The organism is Dyadobacter sp. HNCC25DJ185, assembly GCF_056895195.1.
Genome location: NZ_JBXHAR010000005.1, coordinates 52,403 through 73,879, shown reverse-complemented (window position 1 = coordinate 73,879; position 21,477 = coordinate 52,403). Strand labels below are relative to the sequence as shown.

21 protein-coding genes are annotated in these 21,477 nt (G+C 46.4%); 8 read left to right on the top strand and 13 right to left on the bottom strand.

What is annotated here, in order from left to right; all coding sequences use genetic code 11:
- Positions 1-11: 11 nt before the first annotated feature.
- From AC1XUF_RS15315 to AC1XUF_RS15300, 4 genes are read right to left on the bottom strand one after another with little or no spacing between them, the layout of a single operon-like run.
- The gene (locus tag AC1XUF_RS15315) at positions 12-881 is read right to left on the bottom strand and encodes an SDR family oxidoreductase (protein WP_483342682.1); all 870 of its coding nucleotides are present in this window, start codon (positions 879-881) and stop codon (positions 12-14) included.
- A gap of 54 nt (positions 882-935) precedes the next feature.
- A complete protein-coding gene (locus AC1XUF_RS15310) occupies positions 936-1,400 on the bottom strand; it encodes a MarR family winged helix-turn-helix transcriptional regulator (protein ID WP_483342681.1) in 465 nt (154 codons plus the stop codon).
- Positions 1,384-1,830 (bottom strand): EVE domain-containing protein, encoded by a 447-nt coding sequence (locus AC1XUF_RS15305; protein WP_483342680.1) that lies wholly within the window; start codon positions 1,828-1,830, stop codon positions 1,384-1,386. Before AC1XUF_RS15305 ends, AC1XUF_RS15310 begins: the two co-directional genes overlap by 17 nt.
- Positions 1,831-1,839: 9 nt before the next feature.
- Positions 1,840-2,202 carry a VOC family protein gene (locus tag AC1XUF_RS15300; protein ID WP_483342679.1) on the bottom strand — a complete coding sequence of 121 codons (363 nt, stop codon included), beginning with the start codon at positions 2,200-2,202 and terminating at the stop codon, positions 1,840-1,842.
- Here AC1XUF_RS15300 and AC1XUF_RS15295 point away from each other — a divergent pair.
- Positions 2,181-2,582, top strand: a complete 402-nt coding sequence (locus tag AC1XUF_RS15295; RefSeq protein WP_483342678.1) for a DUF1398 family protein — start codon at positions 2,181-2,183, stop codon at positions 2,580-2,582. The two genes, AC1XUF_RS15300 and AC1XUF_RS15295, sit on opposite strands and share 22 nt — an antisense overlap.
- Positions 2,566-2,874, top strand: a complete 309-nt coding sequence (locus tag AC1XUF_RS15290) for an alpha/beta fold hydrolase (RefSeq protein ID WP_483342677.1) — start codon at positions 2,566-2,568, stop codon at positions 2,872-2,874. The genes AC1XUF_RS15295 and AC1XUF_RS15290 overlap by 17 nt, the downstream gene beginning before the upstream one ends.
- Positions 2,875-2,966: 92 nt before the next feature.
- Here AC1XUF_RS15290 and AC1XUF_RS15285 read toward each other — a convergent pair whose 3' ends face one another.
- The 6 genes from AC1XUF_RS15285 to AC1XUF_RS15260 form a co-directional block, all read right to left on the bottom strand.
- Positions 2,967-3,701: an HpcH/HpaI aldolase family protein gene (locus tag AC1XUF_RS15285; protein ID WP_483342676.1), complete on the bottom strand. Its 735-nt coding sequence runs from the start codon at positions 3,699-3,701 to the stop codon at positions 2,967-2,969.
- Positions 3,698-4,795, bottom strand: a complete 1,098-nt coding sequence (locus tag AC1XUF_RS15280; RefSeq protein WP_483342675.1) for a phosphotransferase family protein — start codon at positions 4,793-4,795, stop codon at positions 3,698-3,700. Before AC1XUF_RS15280 ends, AC1XUF_RS15285 begins: the two co-directional genes overlap by 4 nt.
- Entirely contained in the window at positions 4,785-5,867 is a 1,083-nt protein-coding gene (locus AC1XUF_RS15275) for a bile acid:sodium symporter family protein (RefSeq protein ID WP_483342674.1), read from the bottom strand. Before AC1XUF_RS15275 ends, AC1XUF_RS15280 begins: the two co-directional genes overlap by 11 nt.
- Before the next feature lie 90 nt (positions 5,868-5,957).
- On the bottom strand, positions 5,958-7,859 hold the full coding sequence (locus AC1XUF_RS15270) for a hypothetical protein (RefSeq protein WP_483342673.1): 1,902 nt from the start codon (positions 7,857-7,859) through the stop codon (positions 5,958-5,960).
- A 52-nt stretch (positions 7,860-7,911) separates the two neighbouring features.
- Positions 7,912-9,345 carry a RagB/SusD family nutrient uptake outer membrane protein gene (locus AC1XUF_RS15265; RefSeq protein ID WP_483342672.1) on the bottom strand — a complete coding sequence of 478 codons (1,434 nt, stop codon included), beginning with the start codon at positions 9,343-9,345 and terminating at the stop codon, positions 7,912-7,914.
- A 17-nt stretch (positions 9,346-9,362) separates the two neighbouring features.
- A complete protein-coding gene (locus AC1XUF_RS15260; protein ID WP_483342671.1) occupies positions 9,363-12,584 on the bottom strand; it encodes a SusC/RagA family TonB-linked outer membrane protein in 3,222 nt (1,073 codons plus the stop codon).
- A 408-nt stretch (positions 12,585-12,992) separates the two neighbouring features.
- Between AC1XUF_RS15260 and AC1XUF_RS15255 the strand changes: the two genes are divergently transcribed.
- From AC1XUF_RS15255 to AC1XUF_RS15235, 5 genes are all read left to right on the top strand, one after another.
- Complete coding sequence (locus AC1XUF_RS15255; protein ID WP_483342670.1) at positions 12,993-13,880, top strand: helix-turn-helix domain-containing protein; 888 nt, start codon at positions 12,993-12,995, stop codon at positions 13,878-13,880.
- Between the two features lie 194 nt (positions 13,881-14,074).
- Complete coding sequence (locus AC1XUF_RS15250; protein ID WP_483342669.1) at positions 14,075-14,440, top strand: BlaI/MecI/CopY family transcriptional regulator; 366 nt, start codon at positions 14,075-14,077, stop codon at positions 14,438-14,440.
- Between the two features lies 1 nt (position 14,441).
- Entirely contained in the window at positions 14,442-15,461 is a 1,020-nt protein-coding gene (locus tag AC1XUF_RS15245; RefSeq protein ID WP_483342668.1) for a M56 family metallopeptidase, read from the top strand.
- Positions 15,462-15,550: 89 nt separating this feature from the next.
- Positions 15,551-16,672 carry a redoxin domain-containing protein gene (locus AC1XUF_RS15240; RefSeq protein ID WP_483342667.1) on the top strand — a complete coding sequence of 374 codons (1,122 nt, stop codon included), beginning with the start codon at positions 15,551-15,553 and terminating at the stop codon, positions 16,670-16,672.
- Positions 16,673-17,056: 384 nt separating this feature from the next.
- The gene (locus tag AC1XUF_RS15235; RefSeq protein ID WP_483342666.1) at positions 17,057-17,470 is read left to right on the top strand and encodes a hypothetical protein; all 414 of its coding nucleotides are present in this window, start codon (positions 17,057-17,059) and stop codon (positions 17,468-17,470) included.
- A 53-nt stretch (positions 17,471-17,523) separates the two neighbouring features.
- Here the strand turns inward: AC1XUF_RS15235 and AC1XUF_RS15230 are convergent, their stop codons facing one another.
- Positions 17,524-17,730: a hypothetical protein gene (locus AC1XUF_RS15230; RefSeq protein ID WP_483342665.1), complete on the bottom strand. Its 207-nt coding sequence runs from the start codon at positions 17,728-17,730 to the stop codon at positions 17,524-17,526.
- Between the two features lie 427 nt (positions 17,731-18,157).
- A complete protein-coding gene (locus AC1XUF_RS15225) occupies positions 18,158-18,706 on the bottom strand; it encodes a hypothetical protein (protein WP_483342664.1) in 549 nt (182 codons plus the stop codon).
- 119 nt (positions 18,707-18,825) lie between these two features.
- On the opposite strand from AC1XUF_RS15225, the gene AC1XUF_RS15220 reads away from it, so the two are divergent.
- Complete coding sequence (locus AC1XUF_RS15220; RefSeq protein WP_483342663.1) at positions 18,826-19,719, top strand: LysR substrate-binding domain-containing protein; 894 nt, start codon at positions 18,826-18,828, stop codon at positions 19,717-19,719.
- Between the two features lie 383 nt (positions 19,720-20,102).
- On the opposite strand, the gene mnmE is transcribed toward AC1XUF_RS15220, so the two are convergent.
- On the bottom strand, positions 20,103-21,470 hold the full coding sequence (gene mnmE / locus AC1XUF_RS15215; RefSeq protein WP_483342662.1) for a tRNA uridine-5-carboxymethylaminomethyl(34) synthesis GTPase MnmE: 1,368 nt from the start codon (positions 21,468-21,470) through the stop codon (positions 20,103-20,105).
- Positions 21,471-21,477 lie beyond the last annotated feature (7 nt).

Below are 21,477 nucleotides of genomic sequence, written 5' to 3'. Positions count from 1 at the left end.
CAATCGAGGAGTTAGCTGCCAGCATGAGCTGCTTCGAGTTCTTTCGCAACCACAGCAGAAAGTGAAGTGGTAGGTTTTCCGATAAGTTTTGAAAGTACTTTACCGTCATCAAACAGATCATTGTTAGAAGCAGAGACATCCCATCCTGCAATAGCCTGACAAAGCGCTTCTGGCAAACCGAAACCGGCAAGTGTGCTTGCGTATTCAGCTTCCGGCATATCAACATAAGCAATGTCTTTGCCTGTCTGACGTGACGTTTCGGCGGCAAGATCACTTAATGTCCACGAGTCATCTCCGGCAAGTTCATATACTTTTCCTTCGTGCCCGGTTGTGGTTAGGATAGCAACAGCAGCATCGGCATAATCAGCCCGGGCCGCAGACGATATTTTTCCATCTTTTGCGCTACCAATGAAAGCGCCTCCAGCAATAGCTCCTGCGATAGAACGCGTATAGTTTTCTGTATACCAACCATTCCGCATTAGCGTGTAGGAAATACCTGAACTTGCCAGGTCCGCTTCGGTTGCCAGGTGCTCGGCGGCAAGGCTGATCGATGATGTATCGGCATGAAGGAGGCTGGTGTAAATAATCCATTTAACGTTATTCCTTTTTGCTGCATCAATGATATTTGCATGCTGGGCAGGACGCTTGCCCATTTCACTTCCTGAAATAAGGAGAAGTGTATCGATACCGGCCAGTGCACTTTCAAGCGTTTCCGGTTTCTCGAAATCCGCCAGTCGTGTTTCGATGTCAAGACCAAGCGCCGAAGCTTTTTCCAATGAACGCACAAGTCCGACAATATCCTTGGCAGAGATCTTCTCTTTAAGTTTGTTCACAACGATTTGACCCAGGTGACCCGTGACACCGGTGATTGCTATTTTCATTTTAGGCTATGATTATGTGATTAAAAATGATTGCTGAATCCTATTGACCTTAATTTACATTTCTTTATTGTTCTGTTCGATCAGTGCCGCCATCGTTGAATTAAAAGTCGTCAGGTCTGCTTGCGACTTATAAAAAAAGTCAAGATCGGCAGCTTCCACACAGATAATGGCTTTTTGCAGTACCATTTCGCCCTCAGGAGTCAGTTTGATCGTCTTCGCCCTGGTGTCTGTCGGGTGCTCGTGGCGGGTGATAAACTTTTTCTCTTCCAGTGTCCTCAAAACCTTTGATACCATCATCCTGTCAGCATTCCCCTGATTTGCAATATCGACCTGTGTTACTGCATCGCTCTCTCTGGAAAGCCAGGCTAGCGCACAGAGCAGTGCAAACTGGGTGTGTGTCAGGTCTAAAGGGTCTAAGACACGCTTGAGTTTTCTCTGCCATAACATGGTCAGCTGTCCCATAAGATAACCTGGACTGTCTTCGGGCTTCTTAAAATGAAATTCAATTTTCTTGGACATAGTCTTTTTGTAGCATCCGTGAAGAAATCAGTTCAAAGTCATGCCGATCGATCTCGACGAGGCCAAATCGGAATGGATAGCCCCAGCTTTTCTTATTTTGGATAAAATGAAGCTGTGGAATTAACGGCAAAATGGAAACATCCTGACTGGGCAAATATTCAATATTACGTCTGGATGGACAGAAGTCCCCGGACGCCCGGAACTGATAGATTTCGTCATCGATAACCTTTCCTAAACCAGTAAATTCCTGGCACACCCCGGGTCTTCCCATTGTCTGCTTTCCCGAATAATAGATAATGAAATCGTCCTTACGCATCCTTTTCAACGGAGATACCTTTCCATGGCAGGCCTGGGCAATCCCCTGCGTAAGCGCGCTTTTGACATGGTCCTTCGATGCCACGATGATCCAGTACTTGATATCCCCGTTCATATCGATCACTTAGTTTGCTTTCAAAAAGGTGATGTTATATCCGTCGGGGTCTTTGGCGATAATGATTTTCCCGAAAGGTGTTGTCTGAACCGGCCCCGCCAGGTTCACATTCTTTTCCAATAACTTGGCTTGCAAGTCTTCTATTTCCTCATCGATTGCGAACCAAAGTGATGCACCGACACCCAGTTCCTTTCCATCCAGGTTTCCGATGGGCGTTCTAATGGCAAAACTTGCCTCACCCTTGTTGTACCTAAAAACACAAGCTTGCGGGTTGGGAATTCCGGCCTCCTCGAACCCTAGTTTTGCAGTATAAAATTCTTTCGAGGTTTCAATATCCCTAACTTGAAGGGATGCAAATTCTAATTTTCTCATCGATTATCATTTTTGTTGTCGCAAATATAATATACGCGACTACAAAAAGCAAGCTTTATTTTATGACCGCTGTGTTGTACTGGCTCAGTTACTTTGGATTAATGGTTTCGCCTGACATTTGCGTTTCCCAATATTCTTACATCTCCTTCCGCTCAAGCAATCGCATCACCATTCGGCCAAATGACGCTTTGACGATTGCCTACCGTTCAAAAGCCGAACGGTTCAAGGCGGACCTGAAAGCTCGTCAGGAGGGAAAAACAGACTTTCCCACTTTTTGTGACGACTGCGCCAGTCGATTATCATACAGCAAAAGTCGTTTTTTTCAGCTACCTTCATTTGCCGATATGAAGCTGTTAAAGTGCCGTGCAAGGCCCAGATGAGTTGCGTGTTTGCACCTTTCTGCCAAAGAAGAAAAAGAATTATCAAAAGTATCCAACAGGAATACCGGCCTTAACAAATTTTGACTTCAGAAAAGATTTACCAAAGATAACGGCACCCACGCTTGTAATAAGTGGGAAGTATGACGGTTTAAATCCACCAAAAGACGGACAAGAAATTGCCGAGCTAATTCCAAATGCAAAGTTTACGGAAATGCAATTTTCAGGACACGCTCCCCTATATGAAGAAACAGAAAAGTATTTAAAACTGGTAGAAGATTTTTTATTGAATTGAGAAATACGCAATGCTTCCTTAGAGCGGGGGGACTAAATGCCTCTACATCCAGGTGCTTCCCGGAAACCAACAAATAATGCCCCGGCAGAGCATCAACATATGGTCCGTTCAAGTGCCTTGAGAAAACCATCTCTCAGATAACTCATATCAGATCCAAGCGCAAGGCAAGTAAAGCCGGCGTTCCTCAATGACGGAATATCATCCAGGTTCCGAACCAGAATACCCTTTTGCTTTGCATGGACATTTACAGCCTGCACGACACGGGTCAGCGCATCGTCAAAGGAAGGAGCACCCGTACGAACCGAAAGATCGAGCCTGAGATCGGCCGGGCCAACAAAAAGCATATCGACACCCGGAACACCGGCAATCGCTTCGGCTTTTTCCACCCCTTCCAGATCCTCAATCTGAGCAATAAACAGCGGCGGTATCCAGTTGGCCATATCTTTTGGAACCTTCAATCCATACCGGAATGCCCTGGCTGAGCTGGAAAATCCACGTGTTCCGTGCGGCGGATAGCGCATGGCACGAACGCAAAGTTCTGCCTGTTCCGGAGTAGAAACATGAGGAAGCATAATGCCGTCGGCACCCCAGTCCAGCAGATTGGCAATCAGCGCAGCATCCAACGACCCTACCCTTACAATCAGCCTGATATCGGCTCCTCTGGCAGCCTGCAGACAGGCAAGCACGGCTGATTCGCTAAAACAGCCGTGTTCCAGGTCCAGCAAAAGCCAGTCAAAACCACATTCGGAGGCAACTTCTGTAATCACCGGCGATCCGATCGATAGCCATGTCCCGACTCCCAGAACACGTGAAGGATGATCATTCATAGGTCTTTGATTTGTTTAAGGTTCCGAAGTCCTTCACAGGCAATTTCGATACGTTGTTTTGTAAAATCCCTCAACGATGTCCCTGTGTCGCCCGTGCCCAGAAGAAAGAAATCAGACTTCCTGTCAAAATAGCCGCCACCTACCCTGATGACCGCTTTCACTACCATGTTCCGGAGGAGGTGCAACCAGAACCTCGGCAGAAAATGCTCCGGCAACTCGCTAATCTGGGCATAGCCTCCTATGGCCGCTTTCACAACTTCCCCGGAATGAAAACAGGCGATCAGGGACAAATCGTCAGTTGGGTCACCGCAGATCGTATCATCCCAGTCAATGAATGCTTTGATTCCATGTGCGTCTCCAAGGATGTTCCATAACGCCAGATCTTTGTGCACAAGACATCCGTGATCTAGGTCCAAATACCGAAGGTTCCCCTGCACAAGCAATTGAATGTCAAATACATCTTTCTCAGAGAGAAGCCCGCCTGCGACCAGAAAATGAAGATGTTTGTCCCAATTAAGAAAATAGTAGTCAGGATAGGTATGATGCAATCCCTCCAATTTTCCGTGTTCTCTGAGCACTCCCGGGTCGAATGGACCAAAACCTTCCGGAGTAACCGACTGCCACCTGGCAATGCTCTTTCCGATTTCGCTTGCGATACTGACTAAATTCAGCTCGCCTTCCTTGTATAACCTGTTCAGATCCGGATACATACTGAACTCGAGCATCTGGTATGAAAAGGGCACCTCGTTTCGGGTTGCATCCACTGCATATACTTTGGGCGTTGGAACGCCGGTTTCCCGCACCATTTCCAGCACCCTGGCTTCAATTTCCATATAATCATCACCTTCCGGGCCGTTTTCCAACCGAAGAAAATAAATGCCGGACTCCGCTTCCGCGACGTAAGTAATATGATTTCCCTGTCCTCCGGCCTTTCGCAGCACGAAAGGTTCATTTCCAAACCATTTCTGAAGCAGAATGCTGAGTGCCTTTTCTATTTCTGCCGATTCCGAATCGGTGAGCCTGTTGTTGGTCAGTGTGTAAAAAGCGGAAGGGCGGTCGCACTTCCAGTAATGTATCGCTTTTCTATTGGACATCGGATTCGGGAGTTTTGCGGTGCCACCACGAAGCGAGGATGGAACCGGTGATGTTCATCAATGGACCGAAAACGGCGGGCGCAAGGCCCACCGTAGTTATTTTGCCCATTTCCTTGGCAATGCCCGAGGCGAGTCCCCCGTTTTGCATACCTACTTCAATGGCGATCGTGCGGCAATCGCGTTCATTCATTTTAAATACTCTGGCCGACCAGTACCCGAGCAAGTATCCGCAAAGGTTATGGATCAATACCAGCAGAAAGAGCAGTGGTCCGATTTCCAGAAGGTTATCCCTGCCTGAGGCGGTGATGATCACGATCGAAAACGCAATTCCAGACATCGACACCAAAGGCATGGCCTGGTCCAGCCATTTGGCTTTCCCGCTCAGTAATTTGTTGAAAAGAAGCCCCGCCGCGATGGGCATGATCACCATTTTCGCGATGTCCCACATCATGTGCCCGGCATTCACCTCTACAAATGCGCCCGCCAGTATTTTCATCAAAAGGGGTGTTACAAAGGGCGCTAGTGATGTTGAAATGGCGGTGATGGTGATGGAAAGCGCCAGGTTGGCCTTAGCCAGATAAGAGATCACGTTAGAGGCCATTCCATTCGGCGAGCAGCCGATCAACACAATTCCAGCGGCGATCTCGGGATACAGCCCGCTCAGGTTGGCCAGCACAAAACCTAGTAGCGGCATGATCATGAAGTGACTGAACACACCGATGAATACTCCCTTAGGCATTTTTACCACACCCGCAAAATCATCCAGGCTCATGGACGTGCCCATACCAAACATGATCAGCTGGATCAGCGGCGTGATGACAGTGGTGAATTTGAAGCCCTTATATTCGGTAAAGTATTGGGGATAAAACAGCGCCGCGGTAACCGCCGCCGATATCACCGCAGTGTAAGCAAATCCTTTCAAAGGCTCATAGCCTCGAAAACTGACTGCGAGCGACAGGAAAAATAGAATGAAAGGAGGGCCTGCGTGGCTGATATTTCCGGTTGCAGACATCAGCATCCCGGCCAGGAAACATAACCCTGCCAACAATGCCAGAAATTTATATATGGACATTTCAGATTGTTTAATGCGTATCGGTCAGTATTACTCGATCCGGTTCGCGATTGCGACGACAGGACAGGTAGCTATGTAGCCTATCACCATTCATTTATAATCAAATTGCCTCAGAAGCTGTGCAACTGTACTCAAAGAAGGCGCCGTTGAATTGGCTGAAACGTTTGCTTTAAAAATGGAATCTTCAAATTCATACAGCAAAATCCCTCCGATTAAATCATCCTTTTCGATTTCACCGAAAAATTCGGGATTCAGTTCGTTCCCCTGTTGTATGTATGCATGCACCCACACTCTTTTATGCTGACCTTTTGCATAGCGTTTGATCTTTTCTCCCAAACCAGCCCTGTAATGATTATGATAATAATGTTTCAAGGTAATTTCGTCGGCCAGGTCGACCACCTTCTTCCAGTCGAGCAGAACTTTTGGCATAGCCCAGAACCCCAGTTCATTGAAGTCATCGCTCAGTATTGGCTCTTCATGTGCATGGCGCAGATGAATCTGAATTTTCTTACCTTTTGAATGAATAACCCCGGCTGCCTCCTGCAAAAATGCATAAAAATAGTCTCCCCTGATTTTCATGATCTTGAGCGGATCAGCCTTGTCTCTTAGGATATCAACTCCATATTGCTCCTTGTATTTTTTGACAATCGGTTCATTGTAGCCATAATTGACATAGTCGGCCACCATACCCGAGTGATTCTGAAGTCGAAAGTCGATGCCGTCGAATCCCATATCCATAGCTCGTTTTACCTGATCCAGCCAATAATTTCTCACTTCAGGATAGGCCTCGCAAGGAGTTCCTTTCATGTACTCCCGCTTGCCTCTGGCAACCCCAAATACCGGATTGTTTGTCCAGCCATCCCCCCAGAAACCAGCTCCGTGCCACTCAAATTCAAAACCCCAGTCGGCAAAGGAACTCCTGGCCGCAGCACCCGTCACCGGTTGTCGCTCCAGCCCCCATTCCCGGTCTTTATAGGGTTTCTCCCTCTCTGTCTGGCTCATCGTTGCCCTGGCGTGCTGGCTTATCGTCACGGGAATTTCTCCGGAGCTGCAATACGCTTTTATCATGGAGTACGGGATCGTATAGAGCTTCCCGCCATTTTCCAAAGTCAAAGCCATATAGGGCTCTTCTTTTGGAATATTCAAACCTTTAACCCGGATCACAAGATGCCTTTTGTTCGTGGCCAATAGATTTTCGTTGGCGTCATAAATATCTCTCTCTTCAATTTTAGTCTGCACTGTCAAGTTGTTGTCAACTTTTTTGTATTGGCCGTTTTCACGACTGGTCCAAACGCCAATGTCTGGTATCTTAAGCTCCGTATCGTTGATGCCCTCAAATTTGAAAAACTTGTCCACGGCGGTTTTGCTATTGAACGCATCCAGGCAGAATGCAATCTCCAGCTCCTTTACAGGCTCGTTCAGACGAGCGAGAATAGACCCCGGTAAGGGCTTTCTCATCACCCGCAGGTCAGGTCTTTTGGACAAAAGGTTATCAAAATAGACATGCTGACCTCCTATGGTCTCAATTTGTGCGAGACTCATCGGAGCCCTTCCCCCATGCGGAATTGTGCTGCCTGTACCCGACTCATAGGGTTTTATAATCGCCCAGGCTTCCAGTCCCGCTTTTTTTACTTCATTGAGGTACACCCAATTCGGGTCTCCAAGTTTAATGATGGATTCGAGCGTTCTGTTACCTGTATTTTTATCAAGAGGAGTCGCTGCAATACCCGGATCAGAAAATGCCGGGTAGCCGGGGTTGCACAAAACCATGTACACTCTGTCAAAACCAAGTTTTTTTATTTCCTGTATTTCTGCTCTAACGCTATCTACATCGTGCATGCGCCTTAGCTGTGGCTGGATGTCGATGACGGGTGCTATTGCTTTACCGTTTCTGGTCTCTTTCATTTTCTTACTTCCTTTGTTGGAAATCAATAAAAATGACGCGCCGACCAGCAGCAATACAGCAATCAGACTTGTTTTATATACCATCATTGTTTTGTTGAATATTAACTACTGACTTTAAGAGGTGCTGAACCCATGCGGATTAAAATCCCGGATTCTGGCGCAGCTGCGGATTAATATCAATTTCACGTAAAGGAACCGGCATGACAAGTTCATGATCTGCAACCGAATAGCTCAGCCCGGCATCCCTGAAGTACTTGTTCATCACTTCTTTTACACGTCCTGTCCGTACCAGATCAAACCAGCGGTGGCCTTCGAGCAAAAACTCCGACCTCCGTTCTCTTTCTACTGCCAGGGTGAAGCCAGCCTGGGACAATCCTGCCAGCGCAGGCAGCCCAGCACGCGTCCGGACCTGATTGATATAGGTATGGGCAGACTCCGTACCGCCGGTTTCGTTTAATGCTTCTGCATACATCAGTAAGACGTCGGCGTAGCGCAACGAAGTAAAATTAACGCCGCCATCGCCGACAAGTCCGGTTGAAAAATCAACGAATTTCAACCCATGCAGGTCCTTTTCATATTTCCCTGACACCAGGCGAACGGAATCGCCGATGGATACATTTCTTCTCACATCGCCAGCTTCATAAGCATTTGCGACCTCCTTCGTTGGGACCAGCCGACCCGAGCCCTGCATATTCCCCGGAAACATGCCCAGATCGAAACGGGAAGGAAAGAATATATTGGAAAATGAATTACCCTCTCCAAGGTTGCCGGACAGATATTTTATCTCGAAAACAGATTCAGGAAGATCATCGTTATTGCCTGTAAACAGCTTGCGATAATCCGTACTGAGCGAGTAAAGCTTCATGTCTACCACCTCCTTAAGCACATCCCTTGCCTTGTCGTACTGTCTCGTGGTCAGATAAACTTTGCCCAACAATGTCTTGGCCGCGCCTGCGGACGCACGGGATTTGCTGGGACTATTCACGCCCATGAGCAATGTTGCTGCTTCTGTCAGGTCCGCAACGATCAAACTATATATGTCGTTGGCTGGTTTTCTGGACATATCGAAAGACATAATCTCATTCGGACTTCGAAAAGCAACCGTCACCAGGGGCAGATCGCCGAATATCCTTACCATATAAAAGTAATTGTATGCCCTCAGAAAGAGCGCTTCTCCTCTGAACTGCTTTTTCTGGGCTTCATCGAGATTTACCTCGTCAAGCCTGGTCAATAGGTTGTTCGAATTGGAGATAATGGCGAAACAGCTGGTCCAGATGGTACTCAGGATTGCGTTAGACGCCGTTAGATTCACTTCGTCGCATTCCGCTTCGGCCTGTGTAGGCGAAGACCATTCAATTCTTGCATTATCGGTAGTGAGCTCTCCCACATTCAGGAAAGGCCCGTTGTGCAGTCCCTGGAGACCGGCATAGTTGCCCGTAAGCGCAGTTTCAAAATCTTTTGCCGTCTTGTAAAATGACTTTTCATTGATTTGAAATTCGGGCTGCAGATCCAGAAAATCAGAACATGACGTCAGTATAGCCGCAAGAAATATCGGTAGGAAGTAGTTTTTCATGATGTTTGTTTTGTGGGTTAAAAGGAAAACCTGATTCCAAGCGTGTAGGTCCGTGGCAACGGATAGTTCAGTAAATCTATTCCGGTGTTGACAACATTATCCCCTGCTGAACCGGACTCAGGATCATAACCCGGGTATTTGGTGAACGTAAACAAATTGGCCGCATTCAGGTATATGTTAAGACTACTCAGATGTAAACGCGAAGCGGCTTCTTTCGGCAAGTCAAAACCAAAATTCACGTTGCGTATCCTCGTAAACGAATTGTCAAACAGATAGCGGGAGACATTACCGCCGGAGCTGGTGGCATAGCCATTTCTGACAGCCCTGGGTATGATACCGTTACCCGGATTGTCTTCGGACCTCCATCGCTGATCTTCGATCGCGAGTGCGTTCTGAACCCCGCCGGATCCAAGCAGTGTTGTTTCGAGAAATGTATATGCGCCCTGAGAACCTACCAGGGACACGCTCAGGCTCAGATTCCTCCAGGAAAAGTTATTGTCAAAACCCCAGGTAAAGTCAGGCCAGGGACTTCCCATGATTTTACGGTCATTCTGGTTAATCACCCCGTCTCCGTTGACGTCCTCAAATTTAAGATCCCCGGCCTGCGTTTTGGGATGCTGCAGGGCTGCTCCATCCAGTTCGGCCTTGGTCATGAACACACCCAATGTGTTGAGCAGATAAAAGCTTGATATCGGCGACCCGACTTCTGTGATCTGGTAGGCTGAGTTAGCTATTCGTCCCCCTTCCGTTGCTAGCTTCAGCACCTTATTTCTATTTGCGCTTAAAGTGACGCTGCTGTTCCATTCAAACTTTTTGAATTTCAGGTTATTTGTCCTCAATCCAATTTCCATCCCTTTGTTCTGAATGTCACCGATGTTCTGGGTAGAGCTGCTGAACCCTGATGCCGCAGGCAACTGAACAGCCAGCAACAAATTCGTCTTCAGATCCCGGTAAACATCCAGCGTCAGCGCGATTCGGTCGGCGAACAGCCCCAAATCCAGTCCAAGATTAGTTTGTCTGGATTTTTCCCAGGTCAGGTCGTCGTTGGACAAGCTGCTTGGAACCAGGCCTGGTTTTAGCGCATTATTCTCTACATAACGAGTTCCGGAAAGCAATCCGATGTGCGTATAATTTCCTATCTGGTTGTTTCCTGAAATCCCGTAACTAGCCCGCAGCTTTAAATTACTGATAAACCTGGCATTCTTCATGAAGTCCTCCTCCGAGATGTTATAGCCGACGGAGACCGACGGAAACGCGCCCCATTTGTTGTTGCTTCCAAATCTGGAACTTCCATCACGCCGCAATGTAGCCGTGAAAAGATACTTGCCCGAAAACGAATAGTTTACACGGGCCATCATCGAAAGCAGCGACCATTCGCTGTTGAAATGCGTTCCGGCGTTCACGATACCTGCTGATAAATACTGCACGTACTCGGAAGGGAAGTCTGCTGCACCCGCGGACAAACGCTCAACGCTGTTTTTCTGGGCTGTAAAACCTCCCACTGCATTCAGAAAGTGCTTGTTCCTGAAAACCTTTGAGTATGTCAGGGTATTTTCGTTCAACCAGTCCAGAGATTCTGTTTTTGTCACGCCTGCGGTAGCCGGATAATTCAGACTGGTAAAATTGGGGACAGCCGAAGACCGCCAAAGTCTGATCGTATTCGCTCCGAAATTCACCCCGATGGAGCTTTTAAAAACCAGGGCATCGGTTAATCCGATTTCGACAAAATTATTGGTAAAGATATTCATCGCCTTACGCCTGTCCTGTGTACCCTCACTGACGGCCAGCACATTTGCCAGGAAACCAAGACCATCCGTCACATCTGCCTGGTTAAAATAATAATTTCCATTTGCATCATATACCGGGATGGTCGGTGACGCCGAAAGCACATTGGTCAAAAGGCCCCCCTGCCCGTAGTGCGATTCGGTATTGGCGAATCGCCCGAACCCGAAAGATCCGGACGTAGATGTGCCAATTTTTACCCGCTTCGTTACCTGGGCATCGACATTCACTCTCAGGCTAAATCTGTTGTAGTCCGAATTGATGATAATCCCCTCCTGAGAAAAGTACCCGCCTGAAATGAAGTATTTCGCTTTTTCGCTCCCGCCGGTCGACGACAACTGGACATTCCTGACCGGTGCAACCCTGAACAGAACATCCTGCCAATCCGTATTGGTTGTGAGAGATTCCGGATTCCGGAACTCCGGCCTTACCCTGGTAGCGGCTGAGCGCACTTCGTTCGGGTCATTCACAGATCCTCCTTCATAGGCACGGGCGTTGTCGCGCGCATCTGCGAAATAGCTGGCATACTGCTTAGCGTTCAACAGTTTAAGCTTGTTGGCGACTTCCTGAAATCCATACGAAGCATCCAAACTGATCTGGGATTTTTCACCTGAACCCCGCTTTGTGGTAATAATAACGACCCCATTCGCACCCCGCGATCCATAGATAGCCGTAGCAGACGCATCTTTCAGAATTTCAATGGACTCGATATCAGACGGATTGATTGATGACAGCGGATTAACTCGGTTCGCTGTGTTCCCCGCCATACCGGCCGCAGAGAACGACGAGCTTCCATAGCTTCTCATATCGGACCCTCCGCCACCAGATCCGATCGCGAAACCATCTATGACATACAATGGCTGGGTGCCGCCAGTGATTGAACTCACACCACGGATCAGGATATTCACGTTCCCCCCTGGCGCACCCGTGGTCTGGCTGATCTGAACGCCGGGGACTTTCCCCTGAAGCATCTGATCAAAACTATTCGTGGAAGGTTGTAAAAATTTATCGCTCGTTATCCTGACAATCGATCCTGTCACATCCTTTTTACGCTGCGAGCCGTAACCCACCACCACTACTTCGTCCAGCGCTTTCTGATCAGCTTTTAGCCTGATTTCCAATGCCGGAGTCTGGCTGGTAATGGTAATCGTCTGCGATTCATAGCCTACGTAGCTAAAAATAAGGATGGCACCCGAGCTGGGAACTGCGATTTTGAACTTACCGTCAACATCGGTTGTGGTACCTTGCTGTGAATTTTTCAACAACACGTTTACGCCCGGCAGTGTGGTTCCCGAGATTCCATCGAAGACGGTACCAGAAACAGCCAGTTCCTGCTGCCCGAATGCTGAAAACTGAAAAGTAACAAAGCACACCAGAAAACATAAGGATTGCCACAGGCGGTTTAGCTGCCGGTGCCGTTTGAAGATTGAGGGGCATTCATGTAGTATTGCCATCATATATTTAATTAGAATTAGAGGTTCATAAAAAAACAACCACGTGCCGGACGGACGCGCATCGTCCGCCTGCAAACAAATACCAAATTCAAGGAAAGCGGATTGAAAGATGGCAACCCTGAGCTCAGTGGCCAAAACTTGCCAACGCCTTTACATATACGTCAGCTGCCGTTCCGGTAAAAGGCAAGTGTCAATATAAAACGCGCCGGATCCTGGCCATTTACATTGTTGTATTATGTCAATACAAAATTGCATGAATGGCGATCCATGGAGGTTCAAAAAATTACCCTTTTTATCCAAAAAATTATCCATTGGTGAACAAAACACCGACTTCTGGCATCAACAGACCCGCTTTTGAACTTCAAAGTATCAGAAATGTTCTAGTTTTACCTCAGAAACTTCTACCTGACCATGAAACCACAGTTCTTTCTCGTCCCCAGGGATGTTCAAAAAGGGCACATTGTGCGTCACCACACGCTACCCAACTTCGGGACAGTATGGCATTACCATCCGGAACTTGAGTTTCATTACATCATCCGCGGAGAGGGCGTCAGGTTTGTTGGAGATAACATCAGCAACTTCGACGCAGGAGAGCTGTTACTTTTGGGAGAGAACATTCCGCATATGTGGCGGTGCAATGAGGCCTATTTTAAAAAAGACGAATCGGTGACAGCTGAAGCCATTGTTGTACAATTCCTGCCGGATTTTATCGGCAAAGAGTTCCTTTTGATGAAGGAAGCAGCGCCCATTCTGAATCTATACCAAAAGGCCAAATCCGGTCTTGTGATTTCCGGCAGTGTGAAGAACGAGATCATCACGCTGATGAATAAATCCGTTTCTGCCTCTGGCCTTCAGCGGGTACTGTGTATACTTTCTATGCTCGAGCTGCTCGTCGACAACGATGAAATGATTCCCATTGCTTCACAGCAGGAAATCCAAAAATCCACAACCAAAGAAAATGAGCGACTCAACAATGTATACAACTACACTTTGAAAAAATTCAACCAGGAGCTTACGCTGGAAGATGTTGCATCAGTTGCGAACCTAAGTGTCACCTCATTTTGCCGCTACTTTAAAAAAATGACGCAAAAGACTTTTCATGATTTTCTGATCCAGGTGCGGATCAGCCATGCCAAGCGAATGCTGATCGAAAATGAGGCTTCGATGATTGAGAATGTATGCTATGCATGCGGATTTAATAATAAGTCCAATTTTTTCGAACACTTTAAAAGAATCACCGGACGTACGCCCCAGGAATACAGGCGGCAATATTTAAATGACGACAACAGGGTCTTATAAAAAAGACTATACAACAAATTGATTATCAAATATATCACTTGATACTTGATGACCAATGAAACCGTTCGACAGGCCTGGCTTCCGGGCGCGGGAAACCGGGACGAAGTTAGCGCCAGGATATCTTTATTAAAAAAATTCTGCATACTTGCCTTAATTACGAAATATTCGTAATATTACGAATATTTCGTAATTACATGGATAGATTAACAATTCAGGAGGAAGAAGCAATGCGCGCTGTTTGGAAAGTTAATGGCGGCATTATAAGTGATTTCCTTCGAATCATAGACGATCCGAAGCCAGCATATACCACATCAGCTTCGACAATTAAAAACCTTGAAAAGAAACAGTTTTTGTCGGTAAGGAAGATTGGGGGCATTAACCTTTATCACCCAATTATTGGATCAGAACAGTATCAGAAATGGATGATGAGGGATATTATCAGCCATTATTTTAAACGATCTTATAAAGAACTAGTATCCTTTTTTGCTTCTGAAAAAGTAATTAGCACCGCAGAATTGCATTCAATTATTAATCTGATCGAAAACAACAACACAGACTGAGATGGCGCCAATTTTTTTAAAGCTACTGATTGGCAATGCCATGATGCTCATTTGGTATCTTCTTTACCGAACGATTTTGGTCCGGTCTACCCGATACCAGCTTAACAGGTCATATCTTATATCAGGCTTGATCATTCCGGTCATTTTATTGTTGCTGGACATCAATCCGCTGGTAAGAGAGTTCCCGTATCTGGATACGGCAATAGCCCGTTTAGCTGATCAAAGCGCTTTAATAAAGGTATATGACAAATTTATTGGTATTCAGAAACAAGGCTTTTTTTTATACATATATACAGGTGGGTTAGTCGTGCTTTCAGCGCGATTATTGCTGCAAGCTCTCTCACTCAGACGGCTTCACAGTCATTCTAAGATTCTCGAAGTGCCTGGGGTTCAAGTCCGGGAGCTGCAAGAGGATCTACCTCCATTTAGCTTTTGGAGGTGTATCTACTTAAATCCTCATATACATTCGAAAGAGGATATTGAGATGGTTCTGCGCCACGAAAAAATTCACATCCGGCAATGGCATACCATAGATATAGTAGTTGCAAGAATACTAGCGATATTATTCTGGTTTAATCCTGTGATATTAATGCTTGGTAAAGCCATCCAACAGAATCTCGAGTACATAGCCGACCAAGAAGTTATTCGATTGGGCACTAATCGAAAACAATACCAGTATAGCCTTCTGAAGTTAAGTATGAATAAGTCATCGGCTAGGCTCACGAACCTTTATACCTGTAACGATCTACGCAAAAGGATCGTAGAAATGAACCGGCCTGAACCTTCAGCTATAAGTAAAGCCTGGCATGGAATTGTACCTGCTTTGGCCCTTGCGTGTTTATGCCTGGTAAATACCTTTCAGCTCCACATTGCCGGCCACTATGCTTTTTACAAGCAGATGGTTGACCCAGCATTTCTGCAACTACAGGTAAGGGCAGAAAATCAACAGCTAACGGGAGAACTGCGTTTTCTTAAACATGAACTAGGAAGTCCTCAGTTGATCATGAAACAAGGCAAATAGCATCGCCTACATCTCCAAATTTCCGGGAAGATCTGCCAGGTTTAAAGAACGTGCCATTTTAAGTCTATACCAACCTTTAAGCGAATTATATGAAATACAGATTATTTTTGGCGCTTCTTATTATAAATAGCAGCATTTCGTTAGGACAAAAAGTTAACACGAGCCTACCACTATTCGTCATCAATGGTCAGCTAAAAAACGCAGGAGACCAAATGCTATACCTTAGCGGTGAATCTGTTTTTTCGGGGAAACCATGGCAGGATTCTGTCATGGCCGATAAAGACGGGAAGTTTGCCTTCAAAGGTACGGTCGCTGAGCCCACTTATTTTATCCTGCAGGTCGGCCCGGCAAGACGCAGTACCGGCTTTTACGTCGAAAACGTACCCATGCACATAAGTGGCGACGCCAATGCTATGTGGTCCGTCCAAGTTACCGGGTCCGAAGAAGAATACATCCGTAAAAAATTCGATGAAATCTATTCTGCATCGGATTATGAATCGGTTGCTACCGAGTTAAATACAGCAAAAGGCCGGAACGATACTGCTGCAATCAGACAAGCTGAAGACAATGAGGCCAAATTATATGAGAAGGAAAAAATTGCCATTCGGCAGTTGATGTTAAAGTATCCCCTTGCCGCCGCAAGTATCAATCAATTAAACCGGTTTATCAGTACCCATCAGGAAAAAGATCTGTATACAGCAGACTCTTTGCTGCGAATATATGAACGTTCAAAAGTAGCTCACTACAAACAAGTAGCGTATTTCAGAAAGGAGTATGAGGGGGCTAAAAAGTTGGTTATTGGGCAGCCCGCACCCGATTTTTCTCAACCGGATACATCGGGCAATGAGATAAAGCTTTCAGATTTTAAAGGGAAATATGTCTTAGTAGATTTTTGGGCCAGCTGGTGCGGTCCATGCAGGGAAGAAAACCCTAATCTTGTGAATGCATTTAGGGCATTTAAAAATAAAAACTTCCAAATCCTTTCTGTTTCGCTTGATTCGAACAGATCCAAGTGGGTGAAAGCCATTGCTGCGGATCACCTGAAATGGTACCACGTAAGTGATCTGAAATATTGGAAGAATCAAGTTGCCAGGGCTTACTCGGTCAGTAGTATTCCTTTCAATCTATTGCTTGATCCAGAAGGCAGAATTATTGCGCTAAATCTGAAAGGAATGAAATTGAACGATACATTAAATTTCATTTTAAAGTAAACGCCTTACTGCAGGTAAGAAATGGTTGCCTATATTCATCTTTGCGTCCCCATCATATGATATAGCCTTATCATTATTCACAGGACTTTTGCTCTATTGAATAAGGACTATACGCTTGTATCAGCTCCTATATATCAGGCTATCTTCGCCACTTATATAGTGAGGATATATTGATACCCACTCAACCTCGAAACGTATGAATTCACCTCACGTGACACGGAACCTGTCTGATCCGGAACATTCATAAATCTCACCACTCTGTCTTTAGTGAAGCTAGAATGTAACTCATTGTATAATAGCAAAATACGAGTTCAAAACTAATGTCAGCAAGCAACCTTTTGGGGTTTGGATCCGTACTTATTGCATGATCAAACTATTACACTCATGAAGTACCTATTTGCTTTCGCCCTTGCTTCGATTGTTTTTGTTAGCTGCAAAAAACAAGACAACGCAACACCTGACCCGCAAGTACCCATTCAACAAGTAATTGGAGTTTGGAAAATTACTTCCTACGTCGATAATAAGGGCAGGGACAAAACATCCCGCTTCAATAGCTACAACTTCTCTTTCACAACTGGAGGAAATTTGGAAGTGCTAAAAGATACAACCCTCTATAAAAAGGGCACGTGGACAAACGGTTCCAGCTATTGGACGGGTACAATTGTGTTGAGAATCGACGCGCTACTACCCGAAGAAGACTTAGCCGATTTGAACGAAGACTGGCGAATTGATCAATCTACCAATACTGTACTCAAAGCACACAATGGCGGCGGCAAAACATTAATTTTTGGCAAATAAACCATACTCCTTGCGGCTTCGTGCTTTGTTGTTGATGTAATTCGGAAGTCGAACTACTGTCGTTCATAGTGAGTTGTTATTTGGGAGGAGGAATCTTTCATGGTTTGCAATACTGTTAAGGAAACATACGGCACTTTCAGTACCTGACCGTCCGCTGCTACAAGCGCATCAAAGCCAGGTTTTGCGGTTGTTCCAAGAACGATCTGTTCACCTTTTTTGCGGTTCACAGGTTCCGAAACAAAATCCGGGTGAAAATGCATATATTTTGTTTTTACCACATCCGTTTCAGTAAGGTCGACATAGAAACCAGTACCGGCAGATTTTAGGCGTCCATATGCAAGAACTAGTAATTTGAATTTCTGAATGCTGTCTGCATTACGATTTAGGGTACGTGATTGAGGGTTATGCCGTGCTCTGATCAGTGTCAATCAGCACCATATCACGTTTCGTCGCTACATTCCAAATTGCATTTTTCTCAAGGTTACTGTAAACCGAGAACGATTAGAATGAAGCCAACCGATAACTTGGCAGCCTCCCGAAACATCACGGCACTTCATAGCTTTCCAAACCAACCTGTACTTTTCCGTGTAATTCCAGGAACTGGGAGGTCGTTTCCTTTCAAAGCACAGGGACGATAGGCCATTTGGTTACAACAAGCAAATCTTTGCTGAATTGGGGGGTGGCTGATCAGATACCGTACCTGCCGGTTAATGCCTTCTTCTCTATGCTTTTGGCAAAAAGCGGTGTTTCTTCCTGGTTGTGCAGGTCGGATGCAGCTTGCCTTGCCGCCGCCTGTGCCAGTGTGATGCCATGCGCTGCAATAAAGTCGAGGAATTCGTGGGTTGCGGTGGCGTGGATCTCGTTGGTGTACTCGCAGGTGTTGTCGTCAATTCTCGTAGCCCTTAGTTCCCAAAGCACCTGTACCTTACTACGACCATTCTTTCCGATCACATCCGACTGGGATAGCATACGGCAGTAGTCGGCGCGGTGCTCGGTGGCGATATAATGCTGGATGACGAGTGCATCACCGATCATTTCCACATTAATGGACATCGGCTGTCCTTCGTAGGTACTGGTTACTCCGGCAGCGATATGGTTGACGGAACATTTCTGGTACTCTGCATCCGGCAGGTTCAGCAGCCAGTCGGCGATGTTGACTTTCTCAATCGGGGCGTTGATAATTGCTTTGGCTACAACATGAGATAAAGCGTTAGCGGCGGTTTGTTGGATTTCCATGATCTGTTTGTTTTTGATTTTTTTGATGAATCAAAGGTCGCACCGATCTTTCAATCGTCTAAACTCATTTTTTCGATATAGTTCATCGTTAGAACCGATTAAGGATTTAACTTGCCTTCATGGAACTACGACAGTTGAAATACTTCATTAAGGCAGCCGAACTGCAAAACTTTACCAATGCAGCCGAGTCGCTGTTTATCACTCAAAGTACATTATCGCAGCAAATCAAGCAACTGGAAGACGAGCTCGGGCTGCCGCTGTTCGACAGGATTGCCAAGCGCGTGCGGCTTACCGAGGCCGGAAATGCCTTCCTGCCTTATGCAAAGAAGACAGTGCAGGATTCGGAGGACGGCAGGGTGATGCTGCATGATTTGATGGATTTGAAAACGGGCGTTTTAAACATCGGCGCCACCTATGGGCTCACCGACCTGCTGGCAAAAGCCGTATCCGATTTCAGCCGTGGATATCCCCAGGTGAAACTAATGATCCGCTTTGGCACGACTCAGGAACTGCTTCAACAACTGGAGATCGGCAAAATGGACTTTATACTTTCTTTCTATAGCCAAATTGACAATGACCAGATGACACCGGAGCCACTATTTTCATCGAAACTTTCCCTGATTGCCCACACCAGTCACCCCGTCGCCGCAAAGGATTCTGTCAGCCTGAAAGAAATGGTTTCCCTTCCGCTCATCCTGCCTTCAAATGGTTATAGCATACGGCACCAACTGGACATCATCCTTCAAAATGAGGATCTACATCCGGCTTTAAGCATGGAGGCCAATGATATTCACATGCTGCTGCAATTCGTAAGAACCGGTCGCTGGGTGACGGTACTGATGAGCTCCACGGTCGCACATGACCCTGAGCTGAAAGCCATCGCTATCAGCGGGGAAGGTATGGGCCGGGAGGCTACAATCACCTGGCCGAAAGATGCATACCGGAAGAAATCAGCATTGGTACTGGCAGATGCTTTACGAAAACATGCATCTGCTTACGATAGCGGCTCATAAATGCCAGATGTCGGAATACGAAATTCGGTGTGAGCAGCAATTGTTTATTAATACCCTCCGATTTCCAATGCTCGATCAACGCATCCCACTGGGGTTGACCTTCTGCGTGAGCTCCGTATGGTAGTATCTGGAACACGAACTAAGAGGCTGAATGCTTCATTGCTTTTTATTTGAATGTGACGGCGTGGTCGAGTTCTGCCCGTAAGCTGATATAGAAGTTACGAGTTTCCCCCCTTTAAGCGAAAGAGCGTAGTCTTTCCGGGGCATACAAGTTGGATACGATCATTGGCTTTGCAGATGAGCAGGTAAAACGGGTGAAAATTATTTCTGACAGCTTAATTTTCACCCGTTTATTGGCATATACTTATCGATGTTTTGTGTGTCTATTTTCCAATACAAAACTTCGAAAAAATATTATCCAGCAAATCATCCGTTACGATAGTCCCGGTAATCTCCCCTAAATGATGCAGCGCCAACCGGATATCCTGCGCCAGAAAATCGCCCGTAATGCCAAGCGTCAGTCCATTAATTACATCAGTCAATGATGCATGCGTTTTAACCAAATGCTCATAATGCCGCAGATTGGTGACTACCGTGTCGCTGGCGGCTTGTTTGTGGACTAGTGATACTAGTTTTTGGGTGAGTGCCGGTAGGCCGGTTTGGACTTGGGCTGAGATGGGAATGATTTCATCCTGAAATGCGCCGAATGTTTTCGGGGCCAGATCGCGGATGTCGATTTTGTTCTGGACATATAATATTTGCTTGCTTTGCGGAAGCATTTTGGCCAGCTCGCGGTTTTCCAGAAATGTTTCTTCGCTGTCGAAAAGGAAAATGATGATGTCGGCTTTTTCCATGGCGGCTTTGGAGCGTTCGATACCGATGGATTCTACCAGGTCGGTGGTTTCGCGGATGCCGGCCGTGTCGATGAAGCGGAATTTGAGGCCTTCGAGGACAATCGTGTCTTCGATCACGTCGCGGGTGGTGCCGGCGATGCTGGTGACGATGGCTTTTTCTTCGTTTAATAAGGCATTCAATAAGGTCGATTTTCCAACATTCGGCGAGCCAATGATTGCCACCGGCACGCCTTCCTTGATCGCATTTCCAAAATCAAAGGATTCGATCAGTGGCGCACTGGTATCTAGTAATGCATTGATCAGCCTGCGCAAATCGTCGCGCTGGGCGAACTCGACATCCTCTTCTCCGAAATCGAGCTCCAGTTCTATTAATGAAGCAAAATGGATCAGCTCGGAGCGCAACGATGCCAGTTTTTTGGAGAAACCTCCTCGCAGCTGGTTCAATGCCGTTTTATGACTTGCCTGGGAATCGGCGGCAATCAGATCGGCCACGGCTTCGGCCTGTACCAGGTCGAATTGTCCGTTCAAAAATGCTCTTTGCGTAAACTCCCCGGGTTTGGCGATGCGGGCGCCTTTGGTGATCAGAAGTTTTAAAATCTGCCGGATAATGTAGTCGGAACCGTGGCAGGAAATTTCTACGGAATCTTCTTTGGTGAAGGACCTGGGTGTTTTGAAAACGGTTGCCAGCACTTCGTCAATCATTTCTTCCTGATTATAGATAGTACCAAAATGTACGGTATGGCTCTCCGCATTTTCCAGATTTTTACCTTTGAAAATGGCGTTCACCAGGGCAATGCTGCCGAGACCTGAAACTCTGATGATGGCGATAGCCCCTACGCCTGAGGGGGTTGCGAGCGCACAAATTACTTCCTGTTGATGGACCGGCATTGTATTCATATTACAA